19 protein-coding genes are annotated in these 16,267 nt (G+C 74.2%); 6 read left to right on the top strand and 13 right to left on the bottom strand.

All coding sequences use genetic code 11. The features are described 5' to 3' along the window. Positions 1-11: 11 nt before the first annotated feature. From BM165_RS05380 to BM165_RS05360, 5 genes are read right to left on the bottom strand one after another with little or no spacing between them, the layout of a single operon-like run. The gene (locus tag BM165_RS05380) at positions 12-413 is read right to left on the bottom strand and encodes a VOC family protein (RefSeq protein WP_075012452.1); all 402 of its coding nucleotides are present in this window, start codon (positions 411-413) and stop codon (positions 12-14) included. Next, positions 410-1,303 carry an amidohydrolase family protein gene (locus BM165_RS05375; protein WP_075012451.1) on the bottom strand — a complete coding sequence of 298 codons (894 nt, stop codon included), beginning with the start codon at positions 1,301-1,303 and terminating at the stop codon, positions 410-412. Before BM165_RS05375 ends, BM165_RS05380 begins: the two co-directional genes overlap by 4 nt. After that, on the bottom strand, positions 1,300-2,223 hold the full coding sequence (locus tag BM165_RS05370) for an NADP-dependent oxidoreductase (protein WP_075012450.1): 924 nt from the start codon (positions 2,221-2,223) through the stop codon (positions 1,300-1,302). Before BM165_RS05370 ends, BM165_RS05375 begins: the two co-directional genes overlap by 4 nt. After that, the gene (smpB, locus tag BM165_RS05365) at positions 2,220-2,696 is read right to left on the bottom strand and encodes an SsrA-binding protein SmpB (RefSeq protein WP_075012449.1); all 477 of its coding nucleotides are present in this window, start codon (positions 2,694-2,696) and stop codon (positions 2,220-2,222) included. Before smpB ends, BM165_RS05370 begins: the two co-directional genes overlap by 4 nt. A gap of 9 nt (positions 2,697-2,705) precedes the next feature. Then, the gene (locus tag BM165_RS05360) at positions 2,706-3,416 is read right to left on the bottom strand and encodes a TetR/AcrR family transcriptional regulator (RefSeq protein WP_208976655.1); all 711 of its coding nucleotides are present in this window, start codon (positions 3,414-3,416) and stop codon (positions 2,706-2,708) included. 80 nt (positions 3,417-3,496) lie between these two features. Between BM165_RS05360 and BM165_RS05355 the strand changes: the two genes are divergently transcribed. Both BM165_RS05355 and BM165_RS05350 read left to right on the top strand, forming a co-directional pair. Beyond that, complete coding sequence (locus BM165_RS05355; protein WP_143108032.1) at positions 3,497-4,483, top strand: hypothetical protein; 987 nt, start codon at positions 3,497-3,499, stop codon at positions 4,481-4,483. Next, positions 4,480-4,851 (top strand): DUF2834 domain-containing protein, encoded by a 372-nt coding sequence (locus tag BM165_RS05350; protein WP_075012447.1) that lies wholly within the window; start codon positions 4,480-4,482, stop codon positions 4,849-4,851. Before BM165_RS05355 ends, BM165_RS05350 begins: the two co-directional genes overlap by 4 nt. 10 nt (positions 4,852-4,861) lie before the next feature. On the opposite strand, the gene BM165_RS05345 is transcribed toward BM165_RS05350, so the two are convergent. The 4 genes from BM165_RS05345 to prfB form a co-directional block, all read right to left on the bottom strand. Further along, positions 4,862-5,890, bottom strand: a complete 1,029-nt coding sequence (locus BM165_RS05345) for an acyl-CoA dehydrogenase family protein (protein ID WP_075012446.1) — start codon at positions 5,888-5,890, stop codon at positions 4,862-4,864. 56 nt (positions 5,891-5,946) lie between these two features. Further along, positions 5,947-6,831: a permease-like cell division protein FtsX gene (gene ftsX, locus BM165_RS05340; RefSeq protein ID WP_075012445.1), complete on the bottom strand. Its 885-nt coding sequence runs from the start codon at positions 6,829-6,831 to the stop codon at positions 5,947-5,949. 48 nt (positions 6,832-6,879) lie between these two features. Next, the gene (gene ftsE, locus BM165_RS05335; RefSeq protein WP_075012444.1) at positions 6,880-7,569 is read right to left on the bottom strand and encodes a cell division ATP-binding protein FtsE; all 690 of its coding nucleotides are present in this window, start codon (positions 7,567-7,569) and stop codon (positions 6,880-6,882) included. 149 nt (positions 7,570-7,718) lie between these two features. After that, positions 7,719-8,834: a peptide chain release factor 2 gene (prfB, locus tag BM165_RS05330; protein ID WP_075012443.1), complete on the bottom strand. Its 1,116-nt coding sequence runs from the start codon at positions 8,832-8,834 to the stop codon at positions 7,719-7,721. Between the two features lie 46 nt (positions 8,835-8,880). On the opposite strand from prfB, the gene BM165_RS05325 reads away from it, so the two are divergent. Both BM165_RS05325 and BM165_RS25995 read left to right on the top strand, forming a co-directional pair. After that, on the top strand, positions 8,881-9,168 hold the full coding sequence (locus tag BM165_RS05325; RefSeq protein WP_075012442.1) for a DUF6343 family protein: 288 nt from the start codon (positions 8,881-8,883) through the stop codon (positions 9,166-9,168). A 90-nt stretch (positions 9,169-9,258) separates the two neighbouring features. Beyond that, positions 9,259-10,158 (top strand): NADP-dependent oxidoreductase, encoded by a 900-nt coding sequence (locus BM165_RS25995; protein ID WP_075012441.1) that lies wholly within the window; start codon positions 9,259-9,261, stop codon positions 10,156-10,158. Positions 10,159-10,205: 47 nt separating this feature from the next. Here the strand turns inward: BM165_RS25995 and cutA are convergent, their stop codons facing one another. After that, positions 10,206-10,532 carry a divalent-cation tolerance protein CutA gene (gene cutA, locus BM165_RS05315; RefSeq protein ID WP_208976654.1) on the bottom strand — a complete coding sequence of 109 codons (327 nt, stop codon included), beginning with the start codon at positions 10,530-10,532 and terminating at the stop codon, positions 10,206-10,208. Between the two features lie 64 nt (positions 10,533-10,596). On the opposite strand from cutA, the gene BM165_RS05310 reads away from it, so the two are divergent. Further along, positions 10,597-10,833 carry a hypothetical protein gene (locus BM165_RS05310; RefSeq protein WP_075012440.1) on the top strand — a complete coding sequence of 79 codons (237 nt, stop codon included), beginning with the start codon at positions 10,597-10,599 and terminating at the stop codon, positions 10,831-10,833. A 167-nt stretch (positions 10,834-11,000) separates the two neighbouring features. Continuing rightward, positions 11,001-11,228, top strand: a complete 228-nt coding sequence (locus BM165_RS05305) for a hypothetical protein (protein ID WP_075012439.1) — start codon at positions 11,001-11,003, stop codon at positions 11,226-11,228. 12 nt (positions 11,229-11,240) lie between these two features. Here BM165_RS05305 and BM165_RS05300 read toward each other — a convergent pair whose 3' ends face one another. From BM165_RS05300 to BM165_RS05290, 3 genes are read right to left on the bottom strand one after another with little or no spacing between them, the layout of a single operon-like run. Beyond that, positions 11,241-12,278 (bottom strand): glycoside hydrolase family 6 protein, encoded by a 1,038-nt coding sequence (locus BM165_RS05300; protein WP_075012438.1) that lies wholly within the window; start codon positions 12,276-12,278, stop codon positions 11,241-11,243. Continuing rightward, positions 12,275-14,269 (bottom strand): radical copper oxidase GlxA, encoded by a 1,995-nt coding sequence (locus tag BM165_RS05295; RefSeq protein WP_208976653.1) that lies wholly within the window; start codon positions 14,267-14,269, stop codon positions 12,275-12,277. Before BM165_RS05295 ends, BM165_RS05300 begins: the two co-directional genes overlap by 4 nt. Further along, a complete protein-coding gene (locus BM165_RS05290) occupies positions 14,266-16,119 on the bottom strand; it encodes a glycosyltransferase family 2 protein (protein ID WP_208976652.1) in 1,854 nt (617 codons plus the stop codon). Before BM165_RS05290 ends, BM165_RS05295 begins: the two co-directional genes overlap by 4 nt. Positions 16,120-16,267 lie beyond the last annotated feature (148 nt).

Here is a 16,267-nt window from a genome sequence, read left to right as displayed (position 1 = left end):
GGCCGCCGAGGTTAGGCGGGATCCCCTCCCGCGGGCGACCGGTTTCCGAGGGGGACGAACAGGCAGAAGGGGTGGCCCGCGGGGTCGGCGTAGACCCGGACCACCTCCTCCGGGGAGTCGTAGCCGCCGATCGGCCGGGCGCCGGCGTCCTCGGCGAGCGCGCAGGCCGCGTCGAGGTCGTCGACCTCGAGGTCGAGGTGGGTCTGCATCTGCTGGGTGCGCGGCTGCGGCGGCCAGACCGGCGGCACGTGGTCGGGCTCGAACTGGAAGGACAGCCCCGTGCCGCCCTCGGCCGGGCGCAGCGTCGCCCAGCCCGGCTCGTCGTCCCGGATCGGCCAGCCCAGCAGCCGCTGGTAGAAGCGCGCCAGGCCGGGCGGGTCGGGGGTGCCGAGGACGGCGGCGGTGAGCCTCATGCGGCCACCCTGAACAGCCGTGCGCCGTTGTGCCACAGCACCGCGCGCAGCCAGTCGTCGCCGAGACCGAGCCGGGACAGCGCCGCGAGCTGCTCGGCGTAGGGGTACGGGATGGACGGGAAGTCGCTGCCGAGGAGCACCTTCTCCCCCAGCGCGGCCAGCCGCGGCCGCAGCGCCGGGTCGAAGGGCATCAGCCGCTCGGTGAAGCCGGTCGCGAACATCGTCGTGTCCAGGTGCACGCGCTCGTACCGCTCGGCGAGGTCGAGGAACTCGGCGTACTCGGGCATGCCGAGGTGGGCGACCACCAGGCACAGCCGGGGATGGCGCTCGAGCAGGCCGGTCACCGGCTCGGGCCCGGTGTGCTCGCCGGCCAGCGGCCCCGAGCCGCAGTGGATGACCACCGGCGTCCCGGCCTCCTCCAGCCGCGCCCACACCGGCGCGAGCAGCGGGTCCCGCGGGTCGAAGCCGCCCACCTGCACGTGCACCTTGAACACCCGGACCCCGCGCGCCAGCGCCTCGGCGACGTGGTGCGGGGCCTCCGGCTCGGGGAAGAACGTCGCCGAGCGCAGCACCTGCGGGTGGGCGTCGGCGAAGGCCGCCGACCAGTCGTTGAGCCAGGCGGCCATCCCGGGCTTGTGCGGGTAGGGCAGCGTCGGGAACGCCCGCACGCCGAGGCGGCCGAGGACGGCGAGCCGCTCGTGCTCGGGCAGCGCGTAGTGCACCGGCCAGGCCGCGCCGTAGTGCGTCTCGGCCGCCTCGAAGTACGCCCACACCTTCTCCTGCACGCGCGGGGGCAGGAAGTGCACGTGGACGTCGACCAGGCCTGGCAGGCCCAGCGCGCGCCAGAACCGCGGGACGTCGTCGTCGTCGACCGGCGGCGGCACGCTCATCGCAGGGTCACGACCACCTTGCCGCGCACGTGGCCGCCGGTGACCAGGTCCTGGGCCTCGGCGGTGCGCTCCAGCGGGAACGCCTTCGCGATCGCCACGCGCAGCTGACCGGCGTCGGCCATGCGGCCGAGCTCCTCGAGGTCGTGCCGCTCGGGCCGGACGAACACGTAGCGCCCGCCCATCCCGTTCACCGCCGGGTCGACGACGCTGGCGATCCGGGCGACGTCGCGCACCTGCCGCGGCGCGTCGGCCAGCGTGTCACCGCCCACGAGGTCGAGGACGGCGTCGACCGGCTCGGACAGCTGCGCGCTGACCGGCCCGGCCGAGTAGTCGAGCACCTCGGCGGCGCCGGCGTCGCGGAGGAAGCCGTGGTTGCGCGGGCTCGCGGTGCCGACGACGTGCGCGCCCAGCGCGGCGGCGATCTGCACGGCGAAGAAGCCCACCCCGCCCGCGGCCCGGTGGACGAGCACCCGGTCGCCCTCGCCGACGTCGAGCGCCTCGGTGAGCGCCTGGTAGGCGGTCAGCCCGGCCAGCGGCAGCGCCCCGGCCTCGGCGAACGACAGCGACTCCGGCATGCGGGCCACGCACCGCTGCGGCGCGGGCACGAGCTCGGCCGCGGTCCCCCACTGGACGTCGTCGCGGCGCAGGTAGCCGAACACCTCGTCGCCGGGGTGCAGGTCCACCACGGCCGGGCCCACCGCCTCGACGGTGCCGGCGAGGTCCCAGCCCGGAACGATCGGGAAGTGGTGCGGGAAGAACCCGGCGAGGCGGCCCTCGCGGATCCCGACGTCGACCGGGTTCACCCCGGCGGCGTGCGTGCGGACCAGGACCGTGTCGGGGCCGACCGGCGGCTCGGGCAGGTCGTCGCGGAGCCCGAGGACGTCGGCGTCGCCGAACCGGTCGTAGGCGACCCCCCTCACCGGCGGCCCTTCACGTAGCGGCCGAACGCCTTCTGGATCTCCCGGCGCGAGTCGCGCTCGGCGAGGTCGTGGCGCTTGTCGTAGCTCTTCTTGCCCTTGGCGAGGGCGAGGGTGGCCTTGACCTTGCCGTCCTTGAAGTAGAGGTCCAGCGGCACGAGCGTCAGGCCGCCCTCGCGGGTCTTGCCGATCAGCTTGTCGATCTCGTCCCGGTGCATGAGCACCTTGCGCTTGCGGCGCGGGGCGTGGTTGGTCCAGGTCCCCTGCGTGTACTCGGGGATGTGCACGTGCTGGAGCCACACCTCGCCGCCGTCGACGGTGGCGAAGCCGTCGACCAGCGACGCCCGGCCGGCACGCAGGCTCTTCACCTCGGTGCCGGTGAGCACCAGGCCGACCTCGTAGGTGTCGAGGATCGAGTAGTCGTGCCGCGCCTTCTTGTTCTGGGCGATCAGCTTGCGCCCCTGTTCCCGCGGCATCCCCCCAGGTTACCGGCGTGCCCGTGCGCGGGCGGCCGCCAGCTCGTCGGCGTAGCGCAGCAGGGCGACCCGGACCATGTCCTCGCCGGCCTCCCCCACCCACACCAGGTGGCCGAGCAGCTCGAGCACGACCAGCCCGTGCAGCGTGGCCCAGCCGGCGGTGAACAGTGCCGCCGCGCCCGGCGGGAGGCCCCCGAGCGCGTCGGCGTCGCGCAGCTGCGCGGACAGCGCCGGGGCGTCGTCGGGCAGCGGGACGGCGGCGAGCTCGTCGGCGCTCCACCCGCCGAAGACGGCGTCGAGGAAGGCCTCCCCCATCCGCCGGGCGGCCTGCGAGGTGGGTCCGCCCTCGGGCGCGGTGTAGTCGGCCAGCGGCACACCGAGCGCGAGCAGGAACGCGCTGCGGTTGTCCCGGCCCCACGCCCGGTAGGCCAGCCCCGCGGCGACGACGCGCTCGCGGGGGTCGCGCGCGGCCGACGCGGCGGCCGAGACGGCGCCGGCCAGCTCGTCGAAGGCGTCGGCGACCAGCGCGGTGACCAGCGCGTCCCGGGAGTCGAAGTAGTGGTAGAGGGCCTGCACGCTCACGCCCACCGCGCGCGCCACGGCCCGCAGCGACAGACCGTCCGCACCCGTGACGGCCAGCTCCCGCAGCGCCGCGGCCTTGATCTCGGCGACGGTCTGCGCCCGCCGGCGCTCGCGGAGGCCCGCTCCCGGTCCGGACACCCGCACTCTCCTTGACAGTGTCAAGCAGTCGCCCTACGTTGACGCTGCTCAGCCAGCCTAACAGTGTCAAGGAGATCGTCGTGACCCTCGCTCCCTCGCTCGGGCGGGCTCTCCGCACGGTCATCCGGTGGCACGGGCCGCTGGCGGCGCTCACCGCGCTCAGCGCCCTGCTGGTCCCCGTCGTCGCGGTCGCCTGGCTGCTCGACGACCGCACCCTGCTGGGCACGCCCGTCTGGGCCAAGCCGATGAAGTTCGCGCTCTCCTTCGCGCTGTACGCGGGGGTGCTGGCCTGGATGACCAGCCGGCTGCAGCACCTGCGGCGCACCGGCTGGTGGGCCGGCGCCGTCCTCGCCGTCGCCTCGCTCGCCGAGCTGGTGCTGATCGTGGTGCAGGTGGTGCGCGGCCGGGCCAGCCACTTCAACGTCGCCACGCCGTTCGACGCCGCCGTCTTCGGCACCATGGGCGCGCTCGTGGCGGTCATCTACGCGTGCACGCTCGTCGTCGCGGCCGGCCTGTTCCGCACCGACCTGGGCGACCGGGCCCTGACCTGGGCAGTGCGGCTCGGCGTCCTGGTGGCCGTCGGTGGCCTGTCGGTCGGCTTCCTCATGCTCGGGGAGACGCCGGAGCAGGCCGCCGCCGCGGCCGCCGGCGCACCGCCGGTGACCAGCGGGGCGCACGGCGTGGGCGTCGTCGACGGCGGCCCGGGGCTGCCCCTGCTGGGCTGGAGCACCACCGGCGGCGACCTGCGCGTCGGCCACTTCGTGGGCATGCACGCCCTGCAGGTGCTGCCCCTGCTCGCCCTGGCGCTGGCCCGCCGGGGCGGCCTGGACGAGACCGGCCGCACCCGGGCCGTGTGGCTGGCCGCCGGGGGCTACGCCGGCGTCGTCGCCCTCACCGTGTGGCAGGCGCTGCGCGGGCTGCCGCTGCTCGAGCCCGACGGCCCGGTCCTCGCCGCCGCGGTCGCGCTGCTGCTCGCCGTCGCGCTCGGCGCCGTCCTGCTCGCCCGCTCCGCCCGCACCCCGCCCGCCGTCCCGGCTCCCGCGCCCGTCCCCGAGGTGACCGCATGACCGCCACCGCCGCCCCGACCGCCCCGCCCCCGCGGCGCACGCCCGCCGCCGCCCGCGCCTGGATCGCCGGCTACCTGCTGCTCGCCGTCGTGGGCGCCGCCGGCACCTGGTACCACAACCTGCAGTACGACGGCGGGGACTACCTCGGCGCCTGGTTCGCCAACCCGGCCAGCTCCTCGGCGGCGGTCGACGTCATCGTCGCCGCGGTCGTCGCCTGCCTCTTCTACGTCCGCGAGGGCCTGCGGCTGGGCCTGCGGTGGACGCTGGTGCTGGTCCCGCTCACCGCGGTGGTGGCGCTGGCCTTCACGTTCCCGCTGTTCCTGGCCGTCCGGGAGCGGCGGCTGGCGGCGGGCGCCGGCCGGGACTGAGCGGCCCGGGTCAGCCGGCGGTCGCGACCTCCCGCCGCAGCTGCACGTAGGTGGGCGCCTGCACCGGCAGGAACGCCGCCTCGCGCACCCGCCGGGCGGTCGCGCTGGCGGCCAGGTAGCCCGGCCCGCCGGCCGCCGCGGACTCCAGCCGGACCGCCTCGGCGGCGATGTCGAGCGCGGACAGCCGCAGCCGGGCGAGGTCGCCGGGGTGCACCCCAACCCGGTCCCCGGCGAGGTCCTCCAGCCGCCGGACGACGTCGTCGCGCCGCTCGCCGAGGGCGTCGACGTCCGGCCGCAGGACGACGGCGAGCTGCTCCCCCGCGGCGGTCAGCGCGGCGTCGGCGACGCCGAGGGCGAGCGCGGTCTGCAGCAGCAGCATCGCCGGCCGGCACAGCGCCATGAACGAGGCCAGGTCGTCGGTGAGCACGTGCCCCGGCCCCACCGCGGCGTCGCGCAGCTCCACGCCCCCGGTGCCGGTGCCGCCCAGCCCGAGCAGCTCGTAGGGCGCCGACGGCGTCACGCCGTGGTCGGTGAGCCGGAAGAGCGCGACGAGCCGGCCCTCGTCGGCGGTGCGCGCGGGCGTGACCACCACGGCGTCGTCGAAGAGGTTCGACGCCCAGCGGACGGTGCCCGACAGCCGCCAGCCGGCGCCGTCGCGGACGGCCGTGACCGGCAGCGTGCCGGTGCCGGCGAGGTCGGCGACGGCGGGGGCGAGCGCGGTGGCACCCGGCACGGTGCCCGCGCGCAGCCCGGCGACCAGGTCCGTCAGCGGCTCCGGCGGCGGGCAGCAGCGCAGGTACTCCAGCACCATCCGCTGCGACCAGGCGGAGAAGGCGGTGGCCAGCGACACCGACGCCAGCCGGCGGAGCATCCGCACGGAGGCCAGCAGCTCATCGGTGGGGTCGTCCTCGTCGGTGCCGAACACCCCGACGCCGCCCAGCCGCCGCAGCGCCCCGCGGACGTCGGCCCGGCCGGCGTCGACGTCCTCCGCTCCGGCTGCCGCGTGTTCGTGGACCCCGGAGGCGCTGACCGTCGTCATGCCCGCTTCCTACCCCCGTGGCCCGCCTTTCGCGCGCGCGAGGCGCGACGGCGGGGTCAGAGGCGGACGTAGAGGCGGAGCGTCACGTAGGCGGCGACCGCGGCGAGCCCGACGCCGGCCCCGGCGATGACCGGCGCGATCGTGACGATCGCGCTCCAGTCGACCGGCGGGATGATGCCGGCCTTGATCGGCCCGGCCAGCGTCTTGTCGACGAACAGCACCTTGGTCAGCACGAGCCCGCCGACGGCGAGCATCGCGCCGATGAGCCCGGCGAGCGCCGCCTCGAGGATGAACGGCAGCTGGGTGTACCAACGGGAGGCGCCGACCAGCCGCATGATGTTGGTCTCGTTGCGCCGGTTGAACGCCGCCAGCTGGATCGTGTTGGAGATCAGCAGCAGCGCCGCCAGCGCCTGGACCACCGCCACGGCGATCGTGGCGTTGCGGGCGCCGTTGAGCAGGCTGAACAGCCGGTCGAGGAAGTCGCCCTCGTCGCGGACCTGGTCGACGCCGTTCTCACCGTTGGGGAACGCCGCGGCGATGACCTCGTAGCGCTCGGGGTTGACCAGCTCCACGCGGAAGCTCTCCGGCAGCGCGTCCCGGGGGGTGTTGTCGACCAGCTCCGGCTGCTGGGAGAACTGCTGCCGGAAGCGCTCGTAGGCCTCCTCCTTCGACTCGTAGAGGTAGCTGGCCACCTCCGGCGAGTCGGCGAGCTGGGACTCGATGGCGCTGCGCTGGTCCCCGGTGACGTCGTCGGCCAGGAAGATGGAGACCTGCACCTTGTCGTAGTAGATCTCCTTCATGTCGGAGATCATCCCGGCGATGAGCAGGCCGGTCCCCATGAGACCGAGCGAGATGGCCGTGGTCAGGATCATCGCGACCGTCATGGTCAGGTTGCGACGCAGCCCGGTGGCCACCTCGGAGAGGACGAAGTTGACGCGCATGGGTTCCCTGTCGTGAGGTGCAGGTCGTGAGGGCGGTGGCCCGGGCGGCTAGCGGCCGACGCCGTAGACGCCGCGCGACTGGTCGCGGGTGATCTGGCCCCCGTTGAGCTCGATCACGCGCCGGCGCATCGAGTCGACGATGTGGTAGTCGTGCGTCGCCATGATCACGGTGGTGCCGGTGCGGTTGATCCGCTCCAGCAGCAGCATGATCCCCTCGCTGGTCTCGGGGTCGAGGTTGCCGGTGGGCTCGTCGGCGAGCAGCACCAGCGGCCGGTTGACGAACGCGCGGGCGATCGCGACCCGCTGCTGCTCACCACCGGAGAGCTCGTGCGGGAGCCGGTTGGCCTTGCCGTCGAGACCGACCATCTCCAGCACCTCGGGGACGACGCGCTTGATGGTGCGGTGCGGCTTGTTGATCACCTCGAGGGCGAAGGCCACGTTCTCGGCGACGGTGCGGTTGCGCAGCAGGCGGAAGTCCTGGAAGACGCAGCCCATGGTCCGGCGGAGCTTGGGCACCTGCCACTTGCTCATGCCGTTGAGGGTCTTGCCGTTCACGGTGACCGTGCCGCGGGTCGGGTCGTCCTCCTTGAGCAGGAGCCGGAGGAACGTCGACTTGCCGGAGCCCGAGGAGCCGATGAGGAAGACGAACTCGCCCTTGTCGATCTCCGTCGACACGTCATCGAGGGCCGGCCGGGGGCTGGCCGGGTAGAGCTTGGTGACGTGTTGCAGTTCGATCACGAGGGGCCACGGTACCTGCCCGGGACCGCACGACGGCCGGTCCGCGCCGGGACGCACCGGCCCTTCTTCCCGATCTCCGCCCCCTACCCAGGGTGATCGCGATCGGAACCCCGGCCCCGTGTGACCGACGGCTCGCGGGGCCGCCCGGCTCAGCCGGCGGCGACGCTCTCCTGCTGACGGCGCCAGCGGATGCCGGCCTCGATGAAGGAGTCGATGTCCCCGTCGAGGACGGCGCTGGTGTTGCCGGTCTCCTGCTCGGTGCGGAGGTCCTTGACCATCTGGTACGGGTGCAGGACGTAGGAGCGCATCTGGTTGCCCCAGCTGCTGCCGCCCTCGCCCTTCAGCGCGTCCATCTCGGCCCGCTGCTCGGCCTGCCGCACCGCCAGCAACCGCGCCTGCAGCACCCGCAACGCGGCCGCCCGGTTCTGGATCTGGCTCTTCTCGTTCTGGCAGGAGACGACGATGCCGGTGGGCAGGTGGGTGATGCGGACCGCGGAGTCGGTGGTGTTCACGCTCTGCCCGCCCGGGCCGCTGGAGCGGAAGACGTCGATGCGGATCTCGTTCTCGGGGATGTCGACGTGGTCGGTCTGCTCGACGACCGGCAGCACCTCGACGCCGGCGAACGACGTCTGCCGCCGGCCCTGGTTGTCGAACGGCGAGATGCGCACCAGCCGGTGGGTGCCCTGCTCGACCGAGAGCGTGCCGTAGGCGTAGGGCTGCTTTACCGCGAACGTGGCCGACTTGATGCCGGCCTCCTCCGCGTAGCTGACGTCGTAGGTCTCCACCGGGTACCTGTGCCGCTCGGCCCAGCGCAGGTACATCCGCATGAGCATCTCGGCGAAGTCGGCGGCGTCGACGCCACCGGCCTCCGAGCGGATGGTCACCAGCGCCTCGCGGGAGTCGTACTCCCCCGACAGCAGCGTGCGGACCTCGAGCTCGTCGATCGCCTGGCGCAGGCTCTCCAGCTCCCGCTCGGTCTCGGCCGTGGTCGCCTCGTCGTTCTCCTCGGCGGCCATCTCGTGCAGCAGCCCGACGTCGTCCAGCCGGCTGCGCAGCTCCTCGACCCGGCGCAGGTCACCCTGCAGGTAGGACAGCTTCGACGTCAGCGCCTGCGCGGCCTCGACGTCGTTCCAGAGGTCGGGCGCGGCGGCCTGCTGCTCGAGCTCGGCCACCTCGCGCCGCAGCCGGTCGACGTCGAGGACCGCCTCGATGGACCTCAGGGTCGTGTCGAGTTCGTCCAGGACGACGGAGAAGTCAGCGGCCACATCGACCCAGGGTAGTGCGCCCCGGCCGGCGGGTACCGCTGCCGTCATGAGCGAGCCCCGCCGGAGGCTGACCCGTGAGGACTACGCGCGCGGCCTGCCCGACCACCACGACCCCACCGCCGGGCTGCTCGGCGCCCCGCCGGCGCGGTCGGCGCTGACCCTGCGGCTGGTGCTGGCCGCCTTCGGCCTGGTGGTCTGCGTGGTCTTCGGGGTCCTGTGGCTGCGCACCGAGCTGCCGGCCTGGCCCGCGGTGTTGCTGTTCGTGTTCGGCGCGGTGGCGCTGGTCGACCTCGCGGTGGTGGCCCGCCGGAAGCTGCGCGGCGAACCGGGCTGAGACCCCCTGCCCCCGCACGTCGCGGGCCGGGCACCGGGCCCCGCAGGGGGCCGTTCCAGCACGTCACCGCCGTCCGGGAGGGGCACACCGATGCGCGCCGTCGTCCACACGGAGTACGGGGAGCCCGAGGTCCTGGGCGTCGGGGAGGTGGCGGAGCCGCACGCCGGGCCGGGCCGGGTCCGCATCGCCGTGCGCGGGGCCGGCGTCAACCCGATCGACTGGAAGCAGGTCACCGGCCTGGTGTCCGGCGGCCGGGCACCGGCCGGGCCGGTGGTGCCCGGCTACGAGGCCGCGGGGGTCGTCGACGAGGTCGGCGAGGGTGTGACCGGGGTGCAGGTGGGCGACGCGGTGTTCGGGCTGGGCCCGTCCACGGCCGCCGAGTTCGCCGTGCTGCGCGCGTGGGCGCCCAAGCCGCCGGACGTGCCCTTCGAGGTGGCGGCCGGGCTCGGGGTGGCCGGCGAGACCGCCGTCCGCGCGCTCGACCTGCTCGGGCTGCCGGAGGGCGGCACCGTCGTCGTCGACGGCGCGAGCGGCGGGGTCGGCATCGCCGCGGTGCAGGTGGCGGTCAGCCGGGGACTGCGGGTCGTCGGCACCTCCTCACCGGCCAACACCGACTTCGTGCGGTCGCTGGGCGCGCTGCCCACCACCTACGGCGAGGGCCTGGCCGACCGCGTGCGGGAGATCGCGCCCGGCGGCGTCGACGGCGGGGTGGACACCGCCGGCAAGGGGTCGGTGCGCGACCTCGTGGCGCTCACCGGCGACCCGCGCAGGGTCGTCACCATCGCCGACTTCGGCGCCGGGGAGCTCGGCGTGCAGGTGACCACGAGCAGCGACGGCGCCGCGCCGCGGCTGGCCGAGGTGGCGGAGCTCGTGGCGCAGCGCCGGCTCGAGCTCCCCGTGCAGGAGGTCTACCCGTTCGAGCGGGCCGCCGAGGCCCTGCGGCTCAGCCGCGAGGGGCACGTGCGCGGCAAGCTGGTGCTCGTCCCCTAGTCAGGGCCCTGGTCAGGCCCCGGTCGGGCCCCTGGTCCGGGCTCCGGTCAGGGCTCGCGGGTCTCGGCCAGCACCCAGGCCAGGTAGTCGGGGTCGCCGCCGGTCACCGGCAGTGCGAGGACGCAGGGGACGTCGTAGGGGTGCAGCTCCCGGGTGCGGGCGACCAGCGCCGGCACCAGGGCGCGGCGGGTGTGCAGGGCGACGCGGGCCTCGGCGTCGTCGTGCACCGCCCCCTCCCAGCGGTACACCGAGCGGATAGCGGCGAGCCGGTGCCCGCAGGCGGCCAGCCGCTCCTCCACCAGCGTGCGGGCGTAGCCGGCCAGCCAGTCGGCGTCCGGGCCGGTGACGATGACCTCGACCACGTCGGTGTCCACGCCGCCATCCTCCCGGCGCATGTCCCGGGCGCGTGCCCCGGGCCGTGCCGGGTAGGGGCCGCCCATGAGCGACGACCTCACACTCGACATCGACGGAGAGAAGTACGTGCTGCGCCGGTCCGGCGAGGGCCTGAAGGTGGGCCGCCGCGTCGGCGACGACGTCACCTGGCTCGACGACGTCGACCCCGGCCTGCTGCCGGAGGGCGCCCTGACCGCGCTGGCGGAGGGGAACGTGTCCGACCCGGCCCTGCAGACGGCGATCGGCGGCATCGTGCAGGCCGAGGTCGAGCGCGGCGGCTGACCGCTCCCGTCCGGCCACGGGGCGGCTCCGCCGGTGCCCTCCCGCGGCCCCGGACAGGGACCTATGGCCCGCCGCGGCGACGTCGGCGAGCCCTAGCGTGGGCGGCGGACGTCGATCACCGGCGTCCGGCCGCCGGCCTCCCCGGCCGGCACCCCGAGGGAGTGGCCATGACACTGCCCGCCGGACGACCGCCCGCAGCGGTCGAGGAGCCCGCACCGACCGCCGGGACTCACGAGGCCCCGCCCACGCCGACCCCCGCCGGGAAGCGCGGCATCGAGGACCGCAGCTGGATGCTGTTCGCGGTCGTGGTCGCCTTCATCGTCCTCGCCTTCGCGGGCATGATCGTGCTCACCGCGCTGGGCGGCGGCTCGACCTACATCCCCTGGGGCGACTGACGGACCGGCTCCTCAGCCGGCGACGAGCTCCTCGGCCGCCTCGGGCCACCACTGCCCCGCGGGCGGGCCTCCCCCGCAGGTGCCGTCGGAGTCGCCGGGCTGCTTGATCCACAGCAGCGCGTCCAGCCGCTCGCCCTCGGGGGAGGTCGTGGGCGGCTCCCCGAGTGCCCGGCCCGGCGGGTTGCACCAGCGGCCCTCGGCGTCGCTCGCCTCTCCTGGCGGGCCGGCGCCGTTGCGGCTGGTGTCGATGACGAAGTGCGCCGGCGGCGTGCCCTCGGGTGCGCCCTGCTCCAGGGTCTCCGACAGCGCCACGCCGTACTCCGTGCTCGCCTCGGTCGTCTCGTAGTTGGAGACGTTGAGCGAGAAGCCGTCGGCCCGGTCGATGCCGCTGCGCCGCAGCGCGTCGGCGAGGACCGGCACGTCGGTGACCCAGCTGGCGTTGCCGGCGTCGATGTAGGTGCGGGTCCCCTGCTGCCGGTCGAGGATGTCCACGGCCTGGGCGAGCACCTGATACCGCTGCTCCGGGTCGACCCCCTCGCAGCCGACGACGGCCTGCGGCACGGCGTCGGGCTCGAGGACGACGACGGCGGGGCGGTCACCGAGGGCCGCCGCGAAGCTGCCGATCCACTCCAGGTAGGCGTCGACGTCGGCCGCCCCGCCGGCGGAGTAGAGCCCGCAGTCCCGCCCGGGGACGTTGTAGGCCACGAGCACCGGCAGCTCACCGGCCTCCTCGGCGGCCAGCGAGATCTCCTCGACCGCCTCGTAGGGGTTGTCCGGCGTGGCGATCCACGTGGCGGTCGGCTGCTCGGCGATCGGGGTGAGCGCCTCGGCGTCCTCGGTCCGCCCGTCGGCCCGGGCCTCCTCCACCGCGACCGGACCGTGTCCCTCGGGGTTGAGCCACAGCTCCTCCCCCGCGAGCCGGCTCTCGGTCGCGACCTGCTCCTGCGCGGGGGGGTCCGGGGTGTCGCCGCCGCACGCCGCCGCGGTGGCGGCGACGGTGGCCAGCGCCGCACCCCGCAGCCACCGGCGGCGACGGGTGGGTGCGGTCATCCCACGTGCACCCAGCGAGCCGGGGAGGGCACACCCTCGTCATCGAGCACGACCAACATGTACCAGCCCGAGGGCGTGAGGCCCTCCTCCTCGGGCACGGTGAGCTCGACCGTGCCGCTGCCGCAGCACCCACCCTCGGGGCAGTGCCCGGCCGCGGCGTGCTCGCCGCCGTCTTCCGGGCAGGACGAGCCGGTCCCGACCTCGAGGGCGATGGAACGCTGCTCGGTGTCGGTCTGGTGCGTCACGGCGCTGGGCCGCAGCAGCCGGGCCTCGGCCACGTCGGCGCCCGCGGTCGAGACGGCGAAGCTGCTCCCCCGGCTGATCTCCTGCGGGGCGTCGGTGATCTCGGGCCGCTCCCCGGCGAACAGGTACGGCGGCGAGTAGATCTCGATGCGCGTCTCGAACTTGCCGGGGATGGTGTTCTCCGCGTCGGAGAACAGCGGGTCCGAGCCCATCGTCATGACCCGGCCATCGGGCAGCAGGATCGCTGTCCCGTGGTAGTTGCGGCCGACCTCGTTCGGCGCGGCCTCGCTGAGGTGGCCGCTGTGCGGGTCGTAGAGCGTCGTCAGGAACAGGTCGCTCTGCGAGTTGCCCCGGTAGCCGACCGAGCCCCCGGTCAGCAGGGTCGAGTCGTCGGGCAGCGTGACGGCGTTGATGTAGCGCGCCGGGCTCGGGTAGTCGGCCGCGGCCGGCTCGTAGCGCGGCTCCTCCTCGCTGAGGTCGACGACGTCGAAGCGCGCCGTCGACTCCTCGCTGTCCCCGACGCCACCGCCGCCGACGATCGCCACCCGCTGGTCCTGGGCCGGCGCGAGCATGAACGAGGTGCTGGTCTCGTTGAAGCCGGGGTCGCGCAGGCCGTCGACGTCCTGCCAGGTGTTGTCCTCGAGGTCCCAGATACCGGGTTGACGCCCCTCCTCGGCCGGCCCGTAGCCGGTGTTGGAGCCGCTGTAGAACAGCCGGTTGCCGTCGGCGAGACGGAACAGCGCGGGGTAGGTCGGGAAGTAGCGCTCGAGGTCGGGCCGGTCCGACCAGGTGCGGGTCTCGGGGTCGTAGACCTCGTTGGCGCCCTCGATGACGTTGCCGTACTCGTCGAGGCCGGAGACGGCCAGCACGCCGCCGCCGTCGAGGCCGATGAGCGTCGGGTACCAGCGCGACTCGGTCAGCCGCCCGGTCTCGATGTACGTCTCGGTCTCGACGTCGAACTCGTACGAGGCGTCGAGGCCCTGGTAGTTCTGCTTGTCCAGGGTGATCGTGTCGCCCACGCCGTACAGGTTCTGCTGCTGCTCGGGCGTGAGGCCCTCGACCTGGAACTGCGTGCCGCCGTTGATGACGTACGCGTCACCCTCGGCCTCGGCCTCGATCCACACGTCCTGCTCGCCGCCCATGTGGCTGCCGTCGGACATGAAGTGCGCGGCCGGGACGGTGACCTGCTCCGTCGACAGGTAGGTCTTCCCCTGCGCGGTGAAGCGCGTGCCCGCGGGCAGGGTGACCGGGCCGTCGTGGCTCTCGTTCTTGACGGTGAGCACGCCCGCGGCGTGGGTGACGTCGTCGGCGAGCACCTCGTACTCCCGCGTGCCGCCGGCGACGAGCAGGTTGCCGTTGGGCAGGTACGCGTGGCCGGAGCAGAAGAGGTCCTCCGGCGTCGGCACCTCCTTGGCCTCCCCGCTCACCGGGTCCCACACGATCGTGCGGAAGGTGCCGGCCGCGAAGTCCTCGGCGTTGTTGCCCGAGCCGGCGATCAGCAGCACCTTGCCGGTGCGCAGCAGCGCGGCGTGCACGGCCTGCCCGCGGTACTGCTCGGGCAGCTCGATGGTCTCCCACGAGCCGAACTGGGCCTGGTACTCGGGCCGGCTCCGCTGGAAGTCGGTGTAGGCCTGGCCGACCGCCGACGCGACCACCGGGCCGTTGACGGCGACCATCCCGGCCACCGTGAGGGTGACGAGGGTGGCGTTGCGCAGTCGACGCGAACGTCTCGGCTTCGGGCGGATCACGGGGTCTTCTCCTGGGTCGAGGCGAGGGAGGGGCGGGTGCCGGCGAGGGCGACGGCCCTCGAACCGGGCAGGGCGGTCCCGCCGACGGCCGCGGCGGCCGGGACCGGGACCGGGACCGGACGAGCGGGGACGGCGGCGGTCGGGCCCGGGACCGGGGCCGGCGCGGGAGCCGGCTCCTCCGTCCGCCCGCGCCGCGAGCCGGCGAGCCAGATGGCCATCGGCAGCAGCGACATCACGAGGCTGACCACGGCCCAGACGCGGATCGCGCTGTGGGTGTGGCCGAGGACCTGCGAGGCCGTCAGCGCGGCGGCGAGCACGGCGGCCCACCACAGGTGCTGCCGGAAGACGGCCAGGCTGTCACCGCTGACGGCGCCCTTGCGGGTCACGTGGAAGCCGGTGTTGCGGTTGCGCACCGCCGCCCACAGGGCACTGACGTACAGCGGCGCCGACATCACCGAGATCGCCATCCCGCTGAGGCCCGAGGAGCCCTCCTCCTCGTGCGGGCTCACGTTGTGCTTGCGGTTCCACAGGTAGACGGCGACCTGCAGCACGGCGGCGTTGACGTAGAGCATCAGCCACAGCTGCGCCGAGACCAGCAGACCCGCGACGCCGGTCAGCAGGTAGGCGACGAGGTTGGAGATGCCGAGCACCCAGCTGACGGCCGCGGCCGGGTAGTAGGACATCAGCAGCCCGTAGTGCAGCGTCCGCGTGATCGGCAGGCGCCGGACCAGCTTGACGAAGCGGCGCAGGACCACCTCGTCGGTGCCGCGGGCCCAGCGGCCCTGCTGGGTGAAGTAGTCCCGCCACGTGGTCGGGCCCTCGCCGACCGCCAGGACGTCGGGGGTGTACACCGACTTCCACCGGACACCGGTCTCGGGGTTGCGGTCGGCGTGCCACACCAGGCTCGTCGCGGCGTCCTCGGTGATGGAGTCCTGGAGACCGCCGATGGCGCGCAGCGCCGAGATCCGCACGGCGTTGTTGGTGCCGACGAACATCGCGCTGCTGAACCGGTTCGCCGCCCGCTGCAGGACGCTGTGGAACAGGTACTGCTGGGACTCGGCGGACCGGGTGACGAAGTTGTCGTAGTTGCCGTACACCTGCGGGCCGACGACGAAGGCGACGTCCGGGTCGTGGAAGTAGCCCATCAGCCGCTCGGCCATGTTGGGCAGCGGCACGTGGTCGGTGTCCACGGAGACCCAGAAGTCGTAGTCGTCGCCGTGCGACTCGAGCCAGGCGTTGTAGTTGCCGTGCTTGGTGCGCGCCTTGTTCCGGCCCGTGCTCTGGTTCCACCGGGACACGCCGACCCGGGTGAAGTGCCGCACGCCGAGCTCGGAGCACATGGCGCGCACGGCCGGGTCGTCGCCCTCGTCGAGCAGCCAGACGTCGAGGACGCCGTCGTAGCGGACCGCACGGGCGGCCTCCAGCGTCCGGCGCACCATCTCGATCGGCTCCTTGCTGGGCACGATCGTGGTGATGAACGCGATGCGCTGGCAGGTGAGCGGCGTCGTCGGGACCGGGTCGCGCGCGTTGAGGGTGGACACCGCCAGCGTGAAGACGTTGACCAGGCGCAGGCACTCGATGACGGCGATGCTGCCGATCAGCGCCATGGCGAGGTACGAGTGCCACTCGCCGGTGAGCTCGGGGTAGTTGGCCGGCCGCAGCAGGAAGGCGAGGAACAGGACCTCGAACACCAGGGCGGTCGACACCAGGAGCCAGGCACGCAGGCGCGCCCCGCCGCGGGTCACCGGGCGGAAGCGGACGCGGCGGTCGTCGGCGGGGGCCTCGAGGGGCCCGGCCAGCTCGCTGAAGGCGGCGTAGCGCGGGGTGGGCTGCAGGGTGGTGTCAGCCACGGCTGGACGTGACCAGGAGGCTGCCTCCTTCCCGGGAGGCCGCCGAGGGGGAGCACGCCGCGGACGGCGCTCCCCGGCGAGGGACGGAACGGGAGGAGAGCACGGTTTTCCCTTCGGAGAGAGGTGCGGGCAGGCAGGCGGTGGCCGA

It is taken from the genome of Geodermatophilus obscurus, from assembly GCF_900115395.1.
GTDB classification, from domain to species: Bacteria; Actinomycetota; Actinomycetes; order Mycobacteriales; family Geodermatophilaceae; genus Geodermatophilus; species Geodermatophilus obscurus_B.
Note: the sequence above shows the minus strand (reverse complement) of the source record. Positions and strands in the feature narration are given on the sequence as shown.